The organism is Leclercia barmai (assembly GCF_049312895.1).
In the GTDB taxonomy this organism is placed as follows: domain Bacteria; phylum Pseudomonadota; class Gammaproteobacteria; order Enterobacterales; family Enterobacteriaceae; genus Enterobacter; species Enterobacter barmai.
In genome coordinates this window covers 796,698-811,028 of sequence record NZ_JBMNWZ010000002.1, presented here as the reverse complement: position 1 = coordinate 811,028, position 14,331 = coordinate 796,698, and the positions used below count along the sequence as shown (strand labels likewise).

The following is a 14,331-nucleotide window of genomic DNA, read 5'->3' as shown; positions in this document are numbered from 1 at the left end:
AGTATTGTTCATCCGCGCGGCTGAAAGATGACTCCCCGGCTGTTTTTACCGTTATTTACCCTCGGTGGTGGTTAAAGAGCGAAAACTCACGCTGACCTGGGTACCGCCGTCCGGCGGCTGCGAGAAGCTCAGGGTTCCCCCCAGGCGGTCGGCGCGCTCGCGCATAATGTTCAGGCCGTAGTGACCCGGCGGTTCGCTGGCATCGCCAATCCCGATGCCGTTATCACGAACAGTCACCCTGTGGCTGCCGTCCGGGTCGGTGACGCAGCTGACCGTAATCTCGCTGGCCTGCGCATGCTTGATGGCGTTCAGCACCGCCTCCCGGACAATCTGCAGCAGGTGCACCTGCATCTGCGCATCCAGCGCCAGCGACGAAAGCTGGCAGTCGAGGCTCAGCCGGGCGGCGGTCTGTTTTTGTAAATCCTCCAGCGTCTCCTGCAGGGCGGCAGGCAGATTGGCCTGGTTCAGCGTCAGGCGGAAGGTGGTAAGCAGTTCGCGCAGCTGGCGGTAGGCGGCATTCAGCGCCCGGGAGAAATCGGTGATGATCGCCTGCGCCGTTTCGTTCTCCTCCGGTACCGCATGTTTAAGCAGCGTCAGCTGGATGCGCAGATAAGAGAGCACCTGCGCCAGGGAATCATGCAGCTCGCGGGCGATGGTGGCGCGCTCCTCCATCAGCAGCAGCTGGTGATAGTGCTTCTGCGCCTGGTTGGAAAACAGGCCCCGGCCAAGCATCGTCGCGACGCTCTTCATCAGCGGCACCGGAACGGCGCGCTGCGCGCTTTGCCAGCGCAGTTCGCCGAAGCGGGTCTCCAGCATCACCACCGGCAGCACCTGGGTGTCGAGATGCGGTGCGGCTTCGCCCTCCTGCATCTGCCAGCCGTCGCTGGTGTGCAGGGCCAGATAATTTATCCCGGTATATTCGCAGACTATGTGCAGGATGTTGCGGAAGCAGTGGCTGTCTATCTTGCCGGTATTCAGCGCCTGGGAGCAGGTAAACAGCATCTCCAGCTGCTGGTGGGCTTCGTGCAGATGGTGCGTCTTCTCCTCAACCGAACTCTCCAGCGAGCGGTACAGGCTGTGCAGTTCCGTCGACATATGATTGAAGGTGCGGGAGAGCAGGCCAAGCTCGTTGGGCAGATCGGTATCCGGCACCGGGGTATCAAAGTGGCCTTGCTCGATTTGCAGGCTGGAGGTCACCAGGTGATTGAGCGGGGCGACCACCTGCCGGCGGATCCGGCGCAGGGTGATAAACACCAGCAGGAAAATACCCGTCCCGCCCGCCAGGGAGATGGCGAACACCAGCCGGATCTTATGTTCGGCGTAGTGCTGCAGGGAGAGAACAAAAGCGTCGATACGCGCCACGTATGCGTCCATCTGGCCCTGATACCAGACGTAATCACCCTGGGCGAGTTTCTGATCCACCGCCTGCCATGAGATCTGCAGCTGGCGATAGCGCTCCTTTACCTCGTCCGGCACATACCAGCTTTTCAGGGTGAGCAGGGCAGGGGCGTTCAGGGTTTGCTGCCAGATTTTGCGATGCGGCAGCAGGTCGACGCTGCCCCGCTGGATATCGTATCCCAGGCGATAGCTCTGCATTCGCAACGAGCCGGCCAGGTTGATCGCCTCGGCATCACGCTGCCCGCTGGCGAGGGTAAACAGCGCGATGGCGCTGGTCAGCAGAGAGAGGGCGATGATGGAGAAAAAGGCCCGGGCAAGGCTGCGTGAAACAGGTTGTTTAACTCTCACTAATCGCGTCCTGATAAGCCTTGTTTTAAAGGAATGAAACGTAATTTCACTGGCGATGAAATTAATTGATCTGACACAGGTTCAGGCGAAATATTTCCCGTTCCTGGGCAAATGAACATTGCCTGTTACCGTTGCGGTGGGTAAATACACTATTCCATTAAAAGAATAATGGTTATCAGAGCCTGCAAGGGAATCGTCATGAACCGTTTTATTATGGCAAATAGCCAGCAATGTATTGGATGCTATGCCTGCGAGGTCGCTTGCGTCATGGCACATAATAATGAGCAACACGTCCTCAGCCAGCGCCAGTTTACCCCTCGCATCACGGTGGTGAAAGAGGGCAGTAAGCGCAGCGCCGTCACCTGCCATCACTGTGAAAACGCCCCCTGCATGCAGAGCTGCCCGAACGGGGCCATCAGCCGGGTGGATGCCAGCGTGCAGGTGGAAGGACAAAAATGTATCGGCTGTAAAGCCTGCGTGGTTGCCTGCCCGTTTGGCACCATGGAGATCGTTACCACGCCCCTTGCGGCCACTGCCCAGAAGTGCGATCTCTGCCCTGAACGCCCGCAGGGCCCCGCCTGCGTGGAGAGTTGCCCGGCAGATGCCCTGTCGCTGGTCACCCCCGATAACCTGAACCAGCTGGCTCGTGCCCGACGACTGCGCACCGCGCGGCATGAGGCCCAGCCGTGGCAGACCCGGTCGGCGAGCGTGAGCAAAACCTTTAGCAAACGCGAGCAGATGAACGGGCTGCCAGCGCGCGGCGAGCCGGATAAGCTCACCCCCGAAGCGCGGGCGGGTAATTTTGACGAAATCTATCTGCCGTTCCGCCCGGCGCAGGCGCAGCGGGAGGCAGACCGCTGCCTGAAGTGTGGCGAGCATTCGATCTGCGAATGGACCTGCCCGCTGCACAACCATATTCCCCAGTGGATCGAGCGGGTAAAAGCGGGGGATATCGACGCTGCGGTAGAGTTATCCCATCAGACCAACTGCCTGCCGGAAATCACGGGCCGGGTCTGCCCGCAGGACAAACTCTGCGAAGGGGCCTGCACGGTGCGCGACGTGGCCGGGTCGGTGACCATCGGCAACATCGAGCGCTATATTTCGGATCAGGCGCTGGCCAAAGGCTGGCGGCCGGATCTAAGCCAGGTCACGCCGGTCAATAAAAAGGTGGCGATTATCGGGGCCGGACCTGCCGGGCTGGCCTGCGCCGACGCGTTGATCCGCCGCGGGATCGGCGTCACGGTATTTGACCGTCATCCGGAAATCGGCGGCCTGCTCACCTTCGGCATTCCGGCCTTTAAGCTGGATAAATCCCTGCTGGCCCGCCGCCGGGAGATCTTCACCGGCATGGGCATCCGCTTTGAGCTCAACTGCGAAGTGGGCAAAGACATCCGGCTTACGCAGTTGCTCAGCGATTACGACGCCCTGTTTGTCGGCGTGGGCACCTACCGCTCGATGAAAGCGGGCATTCCTCATGAGGATGCCCCGGGGGTCTACGATGCCTTACCGTTCCTGGTGGGCAATACCCGCCAGCTGATGGGACTGCCGTCATCAGCGGATGAACCCTTTGTTGATACCGCCGGGCTGAACGTGGTGGTGCTGGGGGGCGGCGATACGGCGATGGACTGCGTGCGTACCGCCCTGCGTCACGGGGCGGCAAACGTGACCTGCGCCTATCGCCGGGATGAAGCCAACATGCCGGGCTCGAAGAAAGAGGTTAAGAACGCTAAAGAAGAAGGCGCGACTTTTGAATTCAACGTCCAGCCGGTGGAGTTGACCCTTGATGATAATGGCCGGGTAAACGGCATCCGCCTGCTGCGCACCCGACTGGGTGAACCCGACGCCCAGGGCCGCCGCCGTCCGGTGCCGGTTGAGGGCAGCGAGTTTGTCATGCCTGCCGATGCGGTGATTATGGCCTTCGGCTTTAACCCCCATGCGATGCCCTGGCTGCAGGCGCAGGGTGTGGAGGTGGATGACTGGGGGCGGATTGCCGCCAGCGTCGAATCACGCTACCGCTATCAGACCAGCAACCCGCAGATCTTTGCCGGTGGCGACGCGGTGCGCGGCGCCGACCTGGTGGTGACGGCGATGGCCGAAGGGCGACATGCCGCCCAAGGGATCGCCGACTGGCTTGGAGTCATCCATTAACCCGACGGGCGACAATGCGGGCTTCGCAGCGTAGTATGACCGGCATGATGCGCAACGGAGCCCGTATTACCGTGAAAATTGAACTAATTAAAGACAAGTGCCTTTCGGATAACTATTTCATCCTGCGTAACCTTACCTACGACCTGACGCGGCGTAACGGCGAAGTGGTGCGCCACAAACGCGAAGTTTACGATCGCGGCAACGGTGCCACGGTCCTGCTCTATAACCGTGAGAAGAAGAGCGTGGTGCTGATCCGCCAGTTCCGCATCGCCACCTGGGTGAACGGCAACCCCGACGGACGCCTGATTGAAGCCTGCGCCGGGCTGCTGGACAACGACGAGCCGGAAGTGTGCATTCGCAAAGAGGCGGTTGAGGAGACCGGCTTCGTGGTCGGCGAGGCGCGTAAAGTGTTTGAGCTCTATATGTCCCCGGGTGGGGTGACGGAAATCGTCCATTTCTTCGTGGCGGAATACAGCGACGCCCGGCGCGCCGGGGAGGGCGGCGGGATTGAAGATGAAGAGATTGAGGTGCTGGAACTGCCCTTCGTTCAGGCACTTGCGATGATACAATCGGGTGAAATACGGGACGGCAAAACGGTGATATTATTGCAATATTTGCAAAGTTCCGGGTTAATGGCTTGATCTTATTACCGTTAATAAGATGTATTTTATATAAATCTATCCGATAAATCTGATTGAGCTACCCCGTTATGAGCAGGAAGATACGGTCTGTCTGTCCAGTCATTGCTTCCGGGATCCTGCTATTCATGCGTCACTGCCTTTTACTTGTTTTCATGCTCAGCGTGCTGCCTGCGTCTTTGGCCCGGGCGGCACCTGCACAGCAGTCGTTCACTGACTGGCAGGTGACCTGCAATAACCAGAACTTTTGCATCGCGCGCAACACCGGCGAGCACAACGGGCTGGTGATGACCTTAAGCCGCAGCGCCGGGGCGAAAACCGACGCGGTGCTGCGTATCGATCTCGGTGGGCTGGAAACGCCCGATCCTAAACAGCCCGCCATCGCGCCCCGCTTGCTGCTCGACGGCGAGCCCTTGCGCTTCGATCCCCCGCACTGGAAAATTACCCCGTGGCGCTTGACCACTGACCATGCCGCCACCATTACCGCCCTGTTGACCACCCTGCAGCAAAAAAGGGCCATCACCCTTGCCGACGGCAAGCAGACGATCTCTCTGGATGGGCTGAAAGAGGCGCTGCAGTTTATTGACGCCCAGCAAAAGCGTGGCGGGAGTGAAACGGCGTGGATCAACAAAGGCGCGCAGCCGCCGCTGAGCGTGCCGCCTGCGCCTGCGCTGAAAGAGGTGGCCGTGGTGAACCCGACCCCGACGCCGCTTACCCGCGAGGAGCGCAGCGATCTACTGGACTATGGCACCTGGCGCATCAATAACAGCCAGTGTTCCCTCGACCCGGCGCGTCGTGAAGTGCGGGTCACCGCCTTAACGGATGACAAAGCGCTGCTGATAGTTAGCTGCGAGGCGGGGGCATACAACACCGTCGATTTAGCCTGGCTGGTCTCGCGTAAAAAGCCGTTCGCTTCGCACGTGGTGCGCCTGCGCCTGCCTTTTGTGCCGTCGAGCGACAGCAGCGAGATGGAGTTAATGAACGCCAGTTTTGATGAGAAGAGCCGCGAGCTGACCACCCTGGCGCTGGGCCGGGGCATTGCAGACTGCGGTATCCAGACGCGCTGGCGTTTTAGCGGGCAGCGCTTCCGTCTGGTGCGCTATGCCGAAGAGCCGAGCTGCGATAACTGGCATGGCCCGGATTCATGGCCGACGCTGTGGATTACGCGTTAAAAAGCCGGGTGGCGCTGCGCTTACCCGGCCTACGAAATGACGTTGACCTTGTAGGCCCGGCAAGCATAGCGCCGCCGGGCGAGGCACTTAAAGCAAATTCTGCGCCTTCTCTACCACGTTCTCCACGGTAAAGCCGAAGAACGGGAACAGCTTGTCGGCCGGAGCGGATTCACCGTAGCCGGTCATCCCGACGATTGCCCCCTTCAGCCCGACGTACTTGTACCAGTAATCCGCGATCCCCGCTTCAACGGCCACACGCGCCGTCACGTCTGAAGGCAGCACCGACTCGCGGTAGGCTTCATCCTGGGCATCAAAGATATCCGTGGAAGGCAGCGACACCACCCGCACCGCATGGCCTTCGGCGGTGAGTTTCTCGGCCGCCTTGACGGTGATCTCCATCTCCGAACCGGTGGCAATCAAAATCACGTCCGGCTTGCCGCCGCTGTCTTTGAGGATATACCCCCCGCGGGCAATGTTTTTCACCTGCTCCGGGGTACGTTCGATCTGCGCCAGGTTCTGACGGGAGAGGATCAGCGCCGTCGGGCCGTTATGACGTTCCACCGCCAGCTTCCAGCCCACCGCTGCTTCGACCTGATCGCAAGGACGCCAGGTGCTGAAGTTCGGCGTCAGACGCAGGCTGGCCAGCTGTTCCACCGCCTGGTGGGTCGGGCCATCTTCCCCGAGACCAATGGAGTCGTGGGTATAGACCATGATCTGCCGGGCCTTCATCAGCGCCGCCATACGCGCGGCGTTACGCGCATACTCCACGAACATCAGGAAGGTGGCGGTGTAAGGCACGAATCCGCCGTGATGGGCGATACCGTTGGCAATGGCGGTCATCCCGAACTCGCGCACCCCGTAGTGAATGTAGTTCCCGGCAAGATCCTCTTTGATCGAGGTGGAACCCGACCAGATCGTCAGGTTACTGGGCGCCAGGTCCGCCGAGCCGCCCAGCAGCTCCGGCAGGCTCGGGCCGATGGCATTAAGGACGTTTTGCGACGCCTTACGGGTGGCGATTTTCGCCGGGTTAGCCTGTAGATTCTCAATCAGCGCCTGGGTGGTCTCTTCCCAGTCCTCAGGCAGGCCGCCGCTCATGCGACGGCTGAACTCAGCGGCCAGCTCCGGGTGCGCCTTCTGGTAGGCCGCGAATTTGTCGTTCCACTCTTTCTGGGCTTTTTCGCCCGCCTCGCGGGCATCCCAGGCCTGGTAGATCTCTTTTGGCACTTCGAAGGCCGGGTATTTCCAGCCCAGCTTCTGCCGGGTCAGGGCCACTTCCTCTTCGCCCAGCGCCGCACCGTGGGCCTCTTCCTTCCCGGCTTTGTTCGGCGAGCCAAATCCGATGACCGTGCGACAGATAATCAGCGACGGTTTGTCCGTCACGCTTTGCGCTTCCTGAATAGCCGCTTTCAGCGCCTCGGGATCGTGGCCGTCAATCTCATGCACCACGTGCCAGTGGTAGGCTTCAAAGCGTTTGGCGGTGTCGTCGGTGAACCAGCCCTCGGTTTCGCCGTCAATGGAGATGCCGTTGTGATCGTAGAAACCAATCAGCTTGCCCAGACCCAGCGTGCCCGCCAGAGAGCAGACCTCGTGAGAGATCCCCTCCATCAGACAGCCGTCGCCCATAAACACATAAGTATGGTGATCGACAATTTCATGTCCCGGCTGGTTAAACTGCGCCGCCAGCGTGCGCTCGGCAATCGCCAGCCCAACCGCATTCGCCAGCCCCTGACCGAGTGGCCCGGTGGTGGTTTCGACGCCTGGCGTATACCCCAGCTCCGGGTGTCCCGGCGTTTTCGAGTGCAGCTGACGGAAGTTTTTCAGCTCTTCCAGCGGCAGGTTATAGCCGGAGAGATGCAGCAGGCTGTAGAGCAGCATCGAGGCGTGACCGTTAGAGAGAATAAAGCGGTCGCGGTCGTACCACGTCGGATCGTTGGGGTTATGTTTCAGGAAGTCGTTCCACAACACTTCGGCGATATCGGCCATGCCCATAGGTGCGCCTGGATGGCCGGAATTGGCTTTTTGCACGGCATCCATGCTGAGGGCGCGAATGGCATTGGCTAACTCTTTACGGGACATAGTTCACTCCATGGCAAGGTTACAGTTTGGCGGCGAGCAGATCTTCAAGTTTGCGTTGGTCGACCGCGAAAAGACGGATCCCTTCTGACAGCTTCTCGACCGCCATGGCGTCCTGATTATGCTCCCAGCGGAATTCGGCTTCGGTCATGGGTTTTGGTTTTGGCAGCACCGTTGAGGACGGCACCAGGCGGCGGATAACCGGCTCATCTTTGTCCTGCAGCTCTTTCAGCAGGTTAGGGGAGATGGTCAGGCGGTCGCAGCCGGTGAGGGCGAGGATCTGCTCGGTGCGGCGGAAGCTGGCGCCCATCACGATGGTTTCATAGCGGTGTTGCTTGTAGTAGTCGTAGATATTGCGAACGGATTTCACGCCGGGATCTTCTTCCACCACGTAGGGGTCCATCGGCTGGCGGGCCTGATACCAGTCATAGATACGCCCGACGAACGGGGAAACCAGATGCACCCCGGCTTCGGCGCAGGCGCGTGCCTGAGCGAACGAGAACAGCAGGGTGAGGTTGCAGTTGATCCCCTCTTTTTCCAGCACTTCGGCGGCGCGGATCCCCTCCCAGGTGGAGGCCAGCTTGATCAGAATCCGCGACTTCTCGACATCCTGCGCCTCGTAGAGCTGCACCAGGTGCCGCGCTTTGGCGATGCTTTTCTCCTGGTCAAAGGAGAGGCGGGCATCCACTTCGGTGGAGACGCGCCCCGGAATGCTTTTCAGAATTTCGCTACCAATATTCACCGCCAGCTTGTCGCTGGCCTCGGCAACCTGTTGTTCTTTGGTTTTACCGCGTCCTTTACCGTACGCGATGGCGTCGTCGATCAGGTGCGAGAAGTGCGCCAGGCCGGCGGCTTTCAGCAGCAGCGACGGGTTGGTGGTCGCATCCTGGGGCTGGTAGTGGCGGATGGATTCGATATCACCGCTGTCGGCAACGACCGTGGTGAATTGTTTGATGCCGTCTAGTTGGTTCATAAATGATTACTCCTTATAAATAAAAGAGTTGATGGAGTGCTTAGAAACACACTTCTGTGAATTTCGCGACGTACTTAACAAAAAAGCATAGCAGACGAGCATGGTCTTGCTTCGTTGGGCAGGTAACATGATTGTTATAAATTGATAACAATTTTTGTTTCTGGATGGTCAGAGTTTGGCAGCCTTCAAAGTTTGAACGGCGGTCAACGGCGATACTGTCCGCCACGCCAGGGTGAACATCAGGACCATAACTACATCACCCTTTTTAACGATAAGTGAAAGGAACCCTACAATGGATGAGCAGTTGAAACAGAGTGCCCTCGATTTTCATGAATTCCCCGTACCAGGCAAAATTCAGGTTTCTCCGACCAAACCTCTCGCCACCCAGCGCGACCTGGCGCTGGCCTACTCGCCCGGCGTCGCCGCGCCCTGTCTCGAAATCGAAAAAGATCCGCTGGCGGCCTACAAATACACCGCCCGCGGCAACCTGGTGGCGGTGATCTCCAACGGTACGGCGGTACTGGGGCTGGGCAATATCGGGGCGCTGGCCGGTAAACCGGTAATGGAAGGGAAAGGCGTACTGTTCAAGAAATTCGCCGGTATCGACGTGTTTGATATTGAAGTGGACGAGCTCGACCCGGATAAATTCATCAACGTGGTGGCCGCGCTGGAGCCGACCTTTGGCGGCATCAACCTCGAAGACATCAAAGCGCCGGAATGTTTCTATATCGAGCAGAAGCTGCGTGAGCGCATGAACATTCCGGTGTTCCACGACGATCAGCACGGGACGGCCATCATCAGCACCGCCGCCATCCTCAACGGCCTGCGGGTAGTGGAGAAAAACCTCTCTGACGTGCGCATGGTGGTCTCCGGCGCGGGTGCGGCAGCCATCGCCTGTATGAACCTGCTGGTGGCGCTGGGCATGCAGAAGCACAACATCGTGGTCTGCGACTCCAAAGGGGTGATCTACAAGGGCCGCGAAGCCAATATGGCGGAGACCAAAGCCGCCTACGCCGTGGAAGACGACGGCAAGCGCAGCCTGGCAGAGGTGATGGACGGGGCGGATATCTTCCTCGGCTGCTCGGGCCCGAAAGTGCTCAGCGAAGAGATGGTGATGAAGATGGCGCGCGCGCCGTTAATCCTCGCCCTGGCCAACCCGGAGCCGGAGATCCTGCCGCCGCTGGCAAAAGCGGTGCGCCCGGATGCCATTATCTGTACCGGCCGCTCTGACTATCCGAACCAAGTGAACAACGTTCTCTGCTTCCCGTTCATCTTCCGCGGGGCGCTGGACGTCGGCGCCACCGCCATCAACGAAGAGATGAAGCTGGCTGCGGTTCACGCCATTGCCGAGCTGGCCCACGCCGAGCAGAGCGAAGTGGTGGCCTCAGCCTATGGCGATCAGGATCTGAGCTTCGGCCCGGACTACATCATTCCTAAACCGTTCGATCCGCGCCTGATCGTGAAGATCGCTCCGGCGGTTGCGAAGGCGGCGATGGACTCCGGCGTGGCGACACGCCCGATTCAGGACTTTGACGCCTACGTCGATAAACTCACCGAGTTCGTCTACAAAACCAATCTGTTTATGAAGCCGATCTTCTCCCAGGCGCGCACGGACGCAAAACGCGTGGTGCTGGCGGAAGGGGAAGAGGCGCGCGTCCTGCACGCCACTCAGGAGCTGGTGAGCCTGGGGCTGGCGAAGCCGATCCTGATTGGCCGTCCGAGCGTGATCGAGATGCGTATCCAGAAGCTGGGGCTGCAGATCAAGCCGGGCGTGGACTTTGAGATCGTCAACAATGAGTCCGATCCGCGCTTCAAGGAGTACTGGAACGAGTACTACGCCATCATGAAACGCCGGGGGATCACCCAGGAGCAGGCCCAGCGGGCGGTGATCAGCAATACCACGGTGATCGGGGCGATCATGGTTCACCGCGGCGAGGCCGACGCGCTGATCTGCGGCACCATCGGCGACTATCACGAGCACTTCAGCGTGGTGCAGGAGATCTTCGGCTATCGCGAAAACGTGCATACCGCCGGGGCGATGAACGCGCTGCTGCTGCCAAGCGGCAACACCTTCATTGCCGACACCTACGTCAACGACGATCCAACCCCGGAACAGCTGGCGGAGATCACCGTGATGGCGGCGGAAACGGTGCGTCGCTTTGGTATCGAACCGAAAGTGGCCCTGCTGTCGCACTCCAACTTCGGCTCATCCAAATCGGCTGCCGCCTGCAAAATGCGCCAGACCCTGGAACTGGTACGCGAGCGCGCGCCGGAGCTGATGATCGACGGGGAAATGCACGGCGACGCCGCGCTGGTGGAGAGCATTCGCAACGAACGCATGCCGGACAGCCCGCTGAAAGGCTCTGCCAACGTGCTGATCATGCCGAATGTGGAAGCGGCGCGTATCAGCTACAACCTGCTGCGCGTCTCCAGTTCTGAAGGGGTGACCGTGGGGCCGGTGCTGATGGGCGTGGCGAAACCGGTGCATGTGTTAACCCCGATTGCCTCTGTGCGTCGCATTGTGAACATGGTGGCGCTGGCGGTGGTAGAGGCGCAGACGCAGCCGCTGTAAGTGGGATTCCCCTCACCCCGGCCCTCTCCCCAGAGGGGCGAGGGTGAAAAGACGGTTCCGTGCGGTTCCCTCTCCCCTTTGGGGAGAGGGTTAGGGTGAGGGGGTTAAATCCAGTCCCGAACCTTAATAAACTCCTTCAGGGCAGCCTCGCGGCTGCCTTCTTTCGGTTCAAAGCTGTACTCCCAGCGCACCAGCGGCGGCATCGACATCAGAATCGACTCCGTGCGCCCGCCGGTCTGCAGGCCGAAGAGCGTGCCGCGATCCCACACCAGATTAAACTCCACGTAACGCCCGCGGCGATAGAGCTGGAACTCGCGCTCGCGCACGCCGTAATCGTGGTTCTTGCGCCGTTCGACAATCGGCAGGTAGGCGTCGGTGTAGCCATTGCCGACCGCCTGCATAAAGCTGAAGGCGGTATCGAAGTCCGGGGTGTTCAGATCGTCGAAGAACAGACCGCCAATGCCGCGCTGCTCGTCGCGGTGCTTGAGGTAAAAATAGTCATCGCACCACTTTTTGTACTTCGGGTAGACCTCTTCGCCAAAGGGCTGGCACAGGTCGTGGGCAGTCTGGTGCCAGTGCACCGCGTCCTCTTCAAACCCGTAGAAAGGCGTTAAGTCGAAGCCGCCGCCAAACCACCACACCGGATCGGCGCCCGGTTTCTCGGCGATAAAAAAGCGCACGTTGGCGTGGCTGGTGGGCACGAACGGGTTATGAGGATGGACAACCAGCGAGACGCCCATCGCCTCAAAGCTGCGGCCTGCCAGTTCCGGGCGGTGCGCGGTCGCCGAGGCGGGCATCGCGTCGCCGTGCACGTGGGAGAAGTTGACCCCGGCCTGCTCGAATACGCCGCCGTTGCGCAGTACGCGGCTGCGCCCGCCGCCGCCGGCTTCGCGCTGCCACTCATCCTGCTGGAATTCACCGCCATCGACGGCGCTCAGTTTCTGGCAAATGTCATCCTGCAGTTGCAGCAGGAAGGCTTTGACCAACTGTGCATTGGGTTTCATCAACGTTTCCTGGAGTGCGCTTTCTGGTTATCGAACCAGTTGAAGTAACTGATAATGCCGGAGGCAATCGCGTTGGCGATCTTCTGACGAAACGCCGTGGTGCCGAGCAGACGCTCTTCTTCCGGGTTGGTAATAAAGGAGGTTTCCACCAGCACGGACGGAATTGACGGCGATTTCAGCACCACAAACGCCGCCTGTTCGGTGCCTTTGCTGTGCAGACGGTGCACCGGCTTAATCTTCTTCAGAATATGCGACCCGAGCGTCAGGCTGTTTTTGATGGTATCGGTCTGAACCAGGTCAAACAACACCTGCTGCAGGAGATGATCTTTGTCGGTGGTTTTCTTCCCGGCCACCTCATCTGCGCGGTTTTCCCGGTCGGAGAGGTATTTTGCCATGGCGCTACTGGCGCCACGGTTGGAGAGGGCAAACACCGATGCGCCGGCCGCCGAGGGGTTAGTAAAGCCGTCCGCGTGGATCGACATAAACAGATCCGCGCCGTGCTGGTGGGCGATCTCCACGCGGTCGTACAGCGGAATAAAGGTGTCGCCGGAGCGCGTCAGGCGGGCGTCAATGCCGTTGCTGCGTAAAATCGACCGGACATTTTTTGCAATCGCCAGCACAACGTGTTTTTCTTTCGAACCGTTTTTGCCAATGGCGCCGGTATCAATGCCGCCGTGGCCCGGATCGAGCATCACCAGACGCTTCGCCCCGGCTTTTTTGGTTTTAGGCTTGCTGTGTCCGTTACTGGTTTTTAGCGTGCTCTCTTCTTTTGCCTGAGCCTGCTTTGCGATGCCTGTTAACGTTAAGGCCGCCAGCCCCGCTTTGAGAACCTGACGACGCGATGTGAGTGCTTTTAATGGTTTGAATGTGCTCATGCGGCCTGAATTGTAAAAATTGGGGTCCTGGTGTTATATCGTATCGTCTTTTCCGTTACGACAGTCCATGTGGCGAATTGTTTTACTTTTCATTTCAATACGTGACAAAGTGCCATTATGCCAAATTTTCAGGCGTTTTTCGCTGGATATTGGCGAAAGAGGGCGTTCGCGTCATAATCACTGTTTTTGAACCCAAAAAGGCGGTTAATACCATGGAGATACGCGTTTTTCGCCAGGCAGACTTCGAAGAGGTCATCACCCTTTGGGAGCGCTGCGAGCTACTGCGACCGTGGAACGATCCGGAGATGGACATTGAGCGTAAGCTCAATCATGACGTCAGTCTGTTCCTGGTGGCGGAGGTCAACGGCGAAGTGGTCGGCACCGTGATGGGCGGTTACGACGGTCACCGCGGCTCGGCCTATTATCTGGGCGTCCACCCGGAATTTCGCGGGCGCGGCATCGCTAACGCGCTGCTCAATCGTCTGGAAAAGAAACTGATCGCCCGCGGCTGTCCAAAAATTCAGATCATGGTGCGGGAAGATAATGACATGGTGCTGGGCATGTACGAGCGACTTAACTATGAACATGCCGACGTGCTGACGCTGGGCAAGCGCCTGATAGAAGATGAAGAGTATTGATTTCCACCCGGGCGACTACGACAGCCACGGCCGGGTCCGCCTGCCGTTTCTGTTCTGGTGCGTGCTGCTGCTTCAGGCCCGTACCTGGGTGCTGTTCGTGATGGCCGGGGCTTCCCGCGATCAGGGCAACACCTTGCTGAACCTGTTTTATCCCGATCACGATAACTTCTGGCTGGGGCTGCTGCCGGGGATCCCGGCGGTGCTGGCCTTTATGCTGAGCGGGCGGCGGCATCTCTGGCCGCGCCTGTGGCAGGCTCTACGCGGGCTGCTGATCCTTGCCCAGTGCGTTCTGCTGTGCTGGCAGCCCCTGCTGTGGTTGAAAGGGGAAGCCCTGAGCGGCGTGGGGATTGCGCTGGTGGTGGCCGATATTGTGGCGCTACTGTGGCTGCTGACCAACCCCCGTCTGCGCGCCTGTTTTACGCCTGAGAAAGATTAAACGGCACTTTTTAGCGATGCTGTACTCCAACAAGCGTTCAAATAACCAGAAAGGAA

11 protein-coding genes are annotated in these 14,331 nt (G+C 59.5%); 6 read left to right on the top strand and 5 right to left on the bottom strand.

Features of this window, described 5'->3' with window-relative positions:
- Window positions 1–51: 51 nt before the first annotated feature.
- On the bottom strand, window positions 52–1,746 hold the full coding sequence (narQ, locus tag ACOYA6_RS12135; protein WP_039029675.1) for a nitrate/nitrite two-component system sensor histidine kinase NarQ: 1,695 nt from the start codon (window positions 1,744–1,746) through the stop codon (window positions 52–54).
- 198 nt (window positions 1,747–1,944) lie between these two features.
- Between narQ and aegA the strand changes: the two genes are divergently transcribed.
- The 3 genes from aegA to ACOYA6_RS12120 all read left to right on the top strand — a co-directional run bounded on the left by aegA (window position 1,945) and on the right by ACOYA6_RS12120 (window position 5,704).
- A complete protein-coding gene (gene aegA / locus ACOYA6_RS12130; RefSeq protein WP_422654762.1) occupies window positions 1,945–3,894 on the top strand; it encodes a formate-dependent uric acid utilization protein AegA in 1,950 nt (649 codons plus the stop codon).
- Between the two features lie 65 nt (window positions 3,895–3,959).
- Entirely contained in the window at window positions 3,960–4,535 is a 576-nt protein-coding gene (nudK, locus tag ACOYA6_RS12125) for a GDP-mannose pyrophosphatase NudK (RefSeq protein WP_039029780.1), read from the top strand.
- 125 nt (window positions 4,536–4,660) lie between these two features.
- A complete protein-coding gene (locus ACOYA6_RS12120; protein WP_039029673.1) occupies window positions 4,661–5,704 on the top strand; it encodes a DUF1176 domain-containing protein in 1,044 nt (347 codons plus the stop codon).
- Between the two features lie 87 nt (window positions 5,705–5,791).
- On the opposite strand, the gene tkt is transcribed toward ACOYA6_RS12120, so the two are convergent.
- Both tkt and tal read right to left on the bottom strand, forming a co-directional pair.
- Window positions 5,792–7,780, bottom strand: a complete 1,989-nt coding sequence (gene tkt, locus ACOYA6_RS12115; protein WP_039029672.1) for a transketolase — start codon at window positions 7,778–7,780, stop codon at window positions 5,792–5,794.
- A 19-nt stretch (window positions 7,781–7,799) separates the two neighbouring features.
- A complete protein-coding gene (gene tal, locus ACOYA6_RS12110) occupies window positions 7,800–8,750 on the bottom strand; it encodes a transaldolase (protein ID WP_039029671.1) in 951 nt (316 codons plus the stop codon).
- Window positions 8,751–9,042: 292 nt separating this feature from the next.
- Between tal and maeB the strand changes: the two genes are divergently transcribed.
- Window positions 9,043–11,322 (top strand): NADP-dependent oxaloacetate-decarboxylating malate dehydrogenase, encoded by a 2,280-nt coding sequence (maeB, locus tag ACOYA6_RS12105; protein ID WP_039029670.1) that lies wholly within the window; start codon window positions 9,043–9,045, stop codon window positions 11,320–11,322.
- 104 nt (window positions 11,323–11,426) lie between these two features.
- On the opposite strand, the gene hemF is transcribed toward maeB, so the two are convergent.
- Together hemF and amiA are read right to left on the bottom strand one after the other, a co-directional pair.
- On the bottom strand, window positions 11,427–12,326 hold the full coding sequence (gene hemF / locus ACOYA6_RS12100) for an oxygen-dependent coproporphyrinogen oxidase (RefSeq protein ID WP_039029669.1): 900 nt from the start codon (window positions 12,324–12,326) through the stop codon (window positions 11,427–11,429).
- Window positions 12,326–13,201: an N-acetylmuramoyl-L-alanine amidase AmiA gene (gene amiA, locus ACOYA6_RS12095; protein WP_039029668.1), complete on the bottom strand. Its 876-nt coding sequence runs from the start codon at window positions 13,199–13,201 to the stop codon at window positions 12,326–12,328. Before amiA ends, hemF begins: the two co-directional genes overlap by 1 nt.
- Window positions 13,202–13,413: 212 nt before the next feature.
- Between amiA and ACOYA6_RS12090 the strand changes: the two genes are divergently transcribed.
- Entirely contained in the window at window positions 13,414–13,839 is a 426-nt protein-coding gene (locus ACOYA6_RS12090) for a GNAT family acetyltransferase (RefSeq protein ID WP_032613000.1), read from the top strand.
- Complete coding sequence (locus tag ACOYA6_RS12085) at window positions 13,826–14,275, top strand: DUF2919 domain-containing protein (RefSeq protein WP_039029667.1); 450 nt, start codon at window positions 13,826–13,828, stop codon at window positions 14,273–14,275. The genes ACOYA6_RS12090 and ACOYA6_RS12085 overlap by 14 nt, the downstream gene beginning before the upstream one ends.
- The last annotated feature ends 56 nt before the right edge of the window (window positions 14,276–14,331 follow it).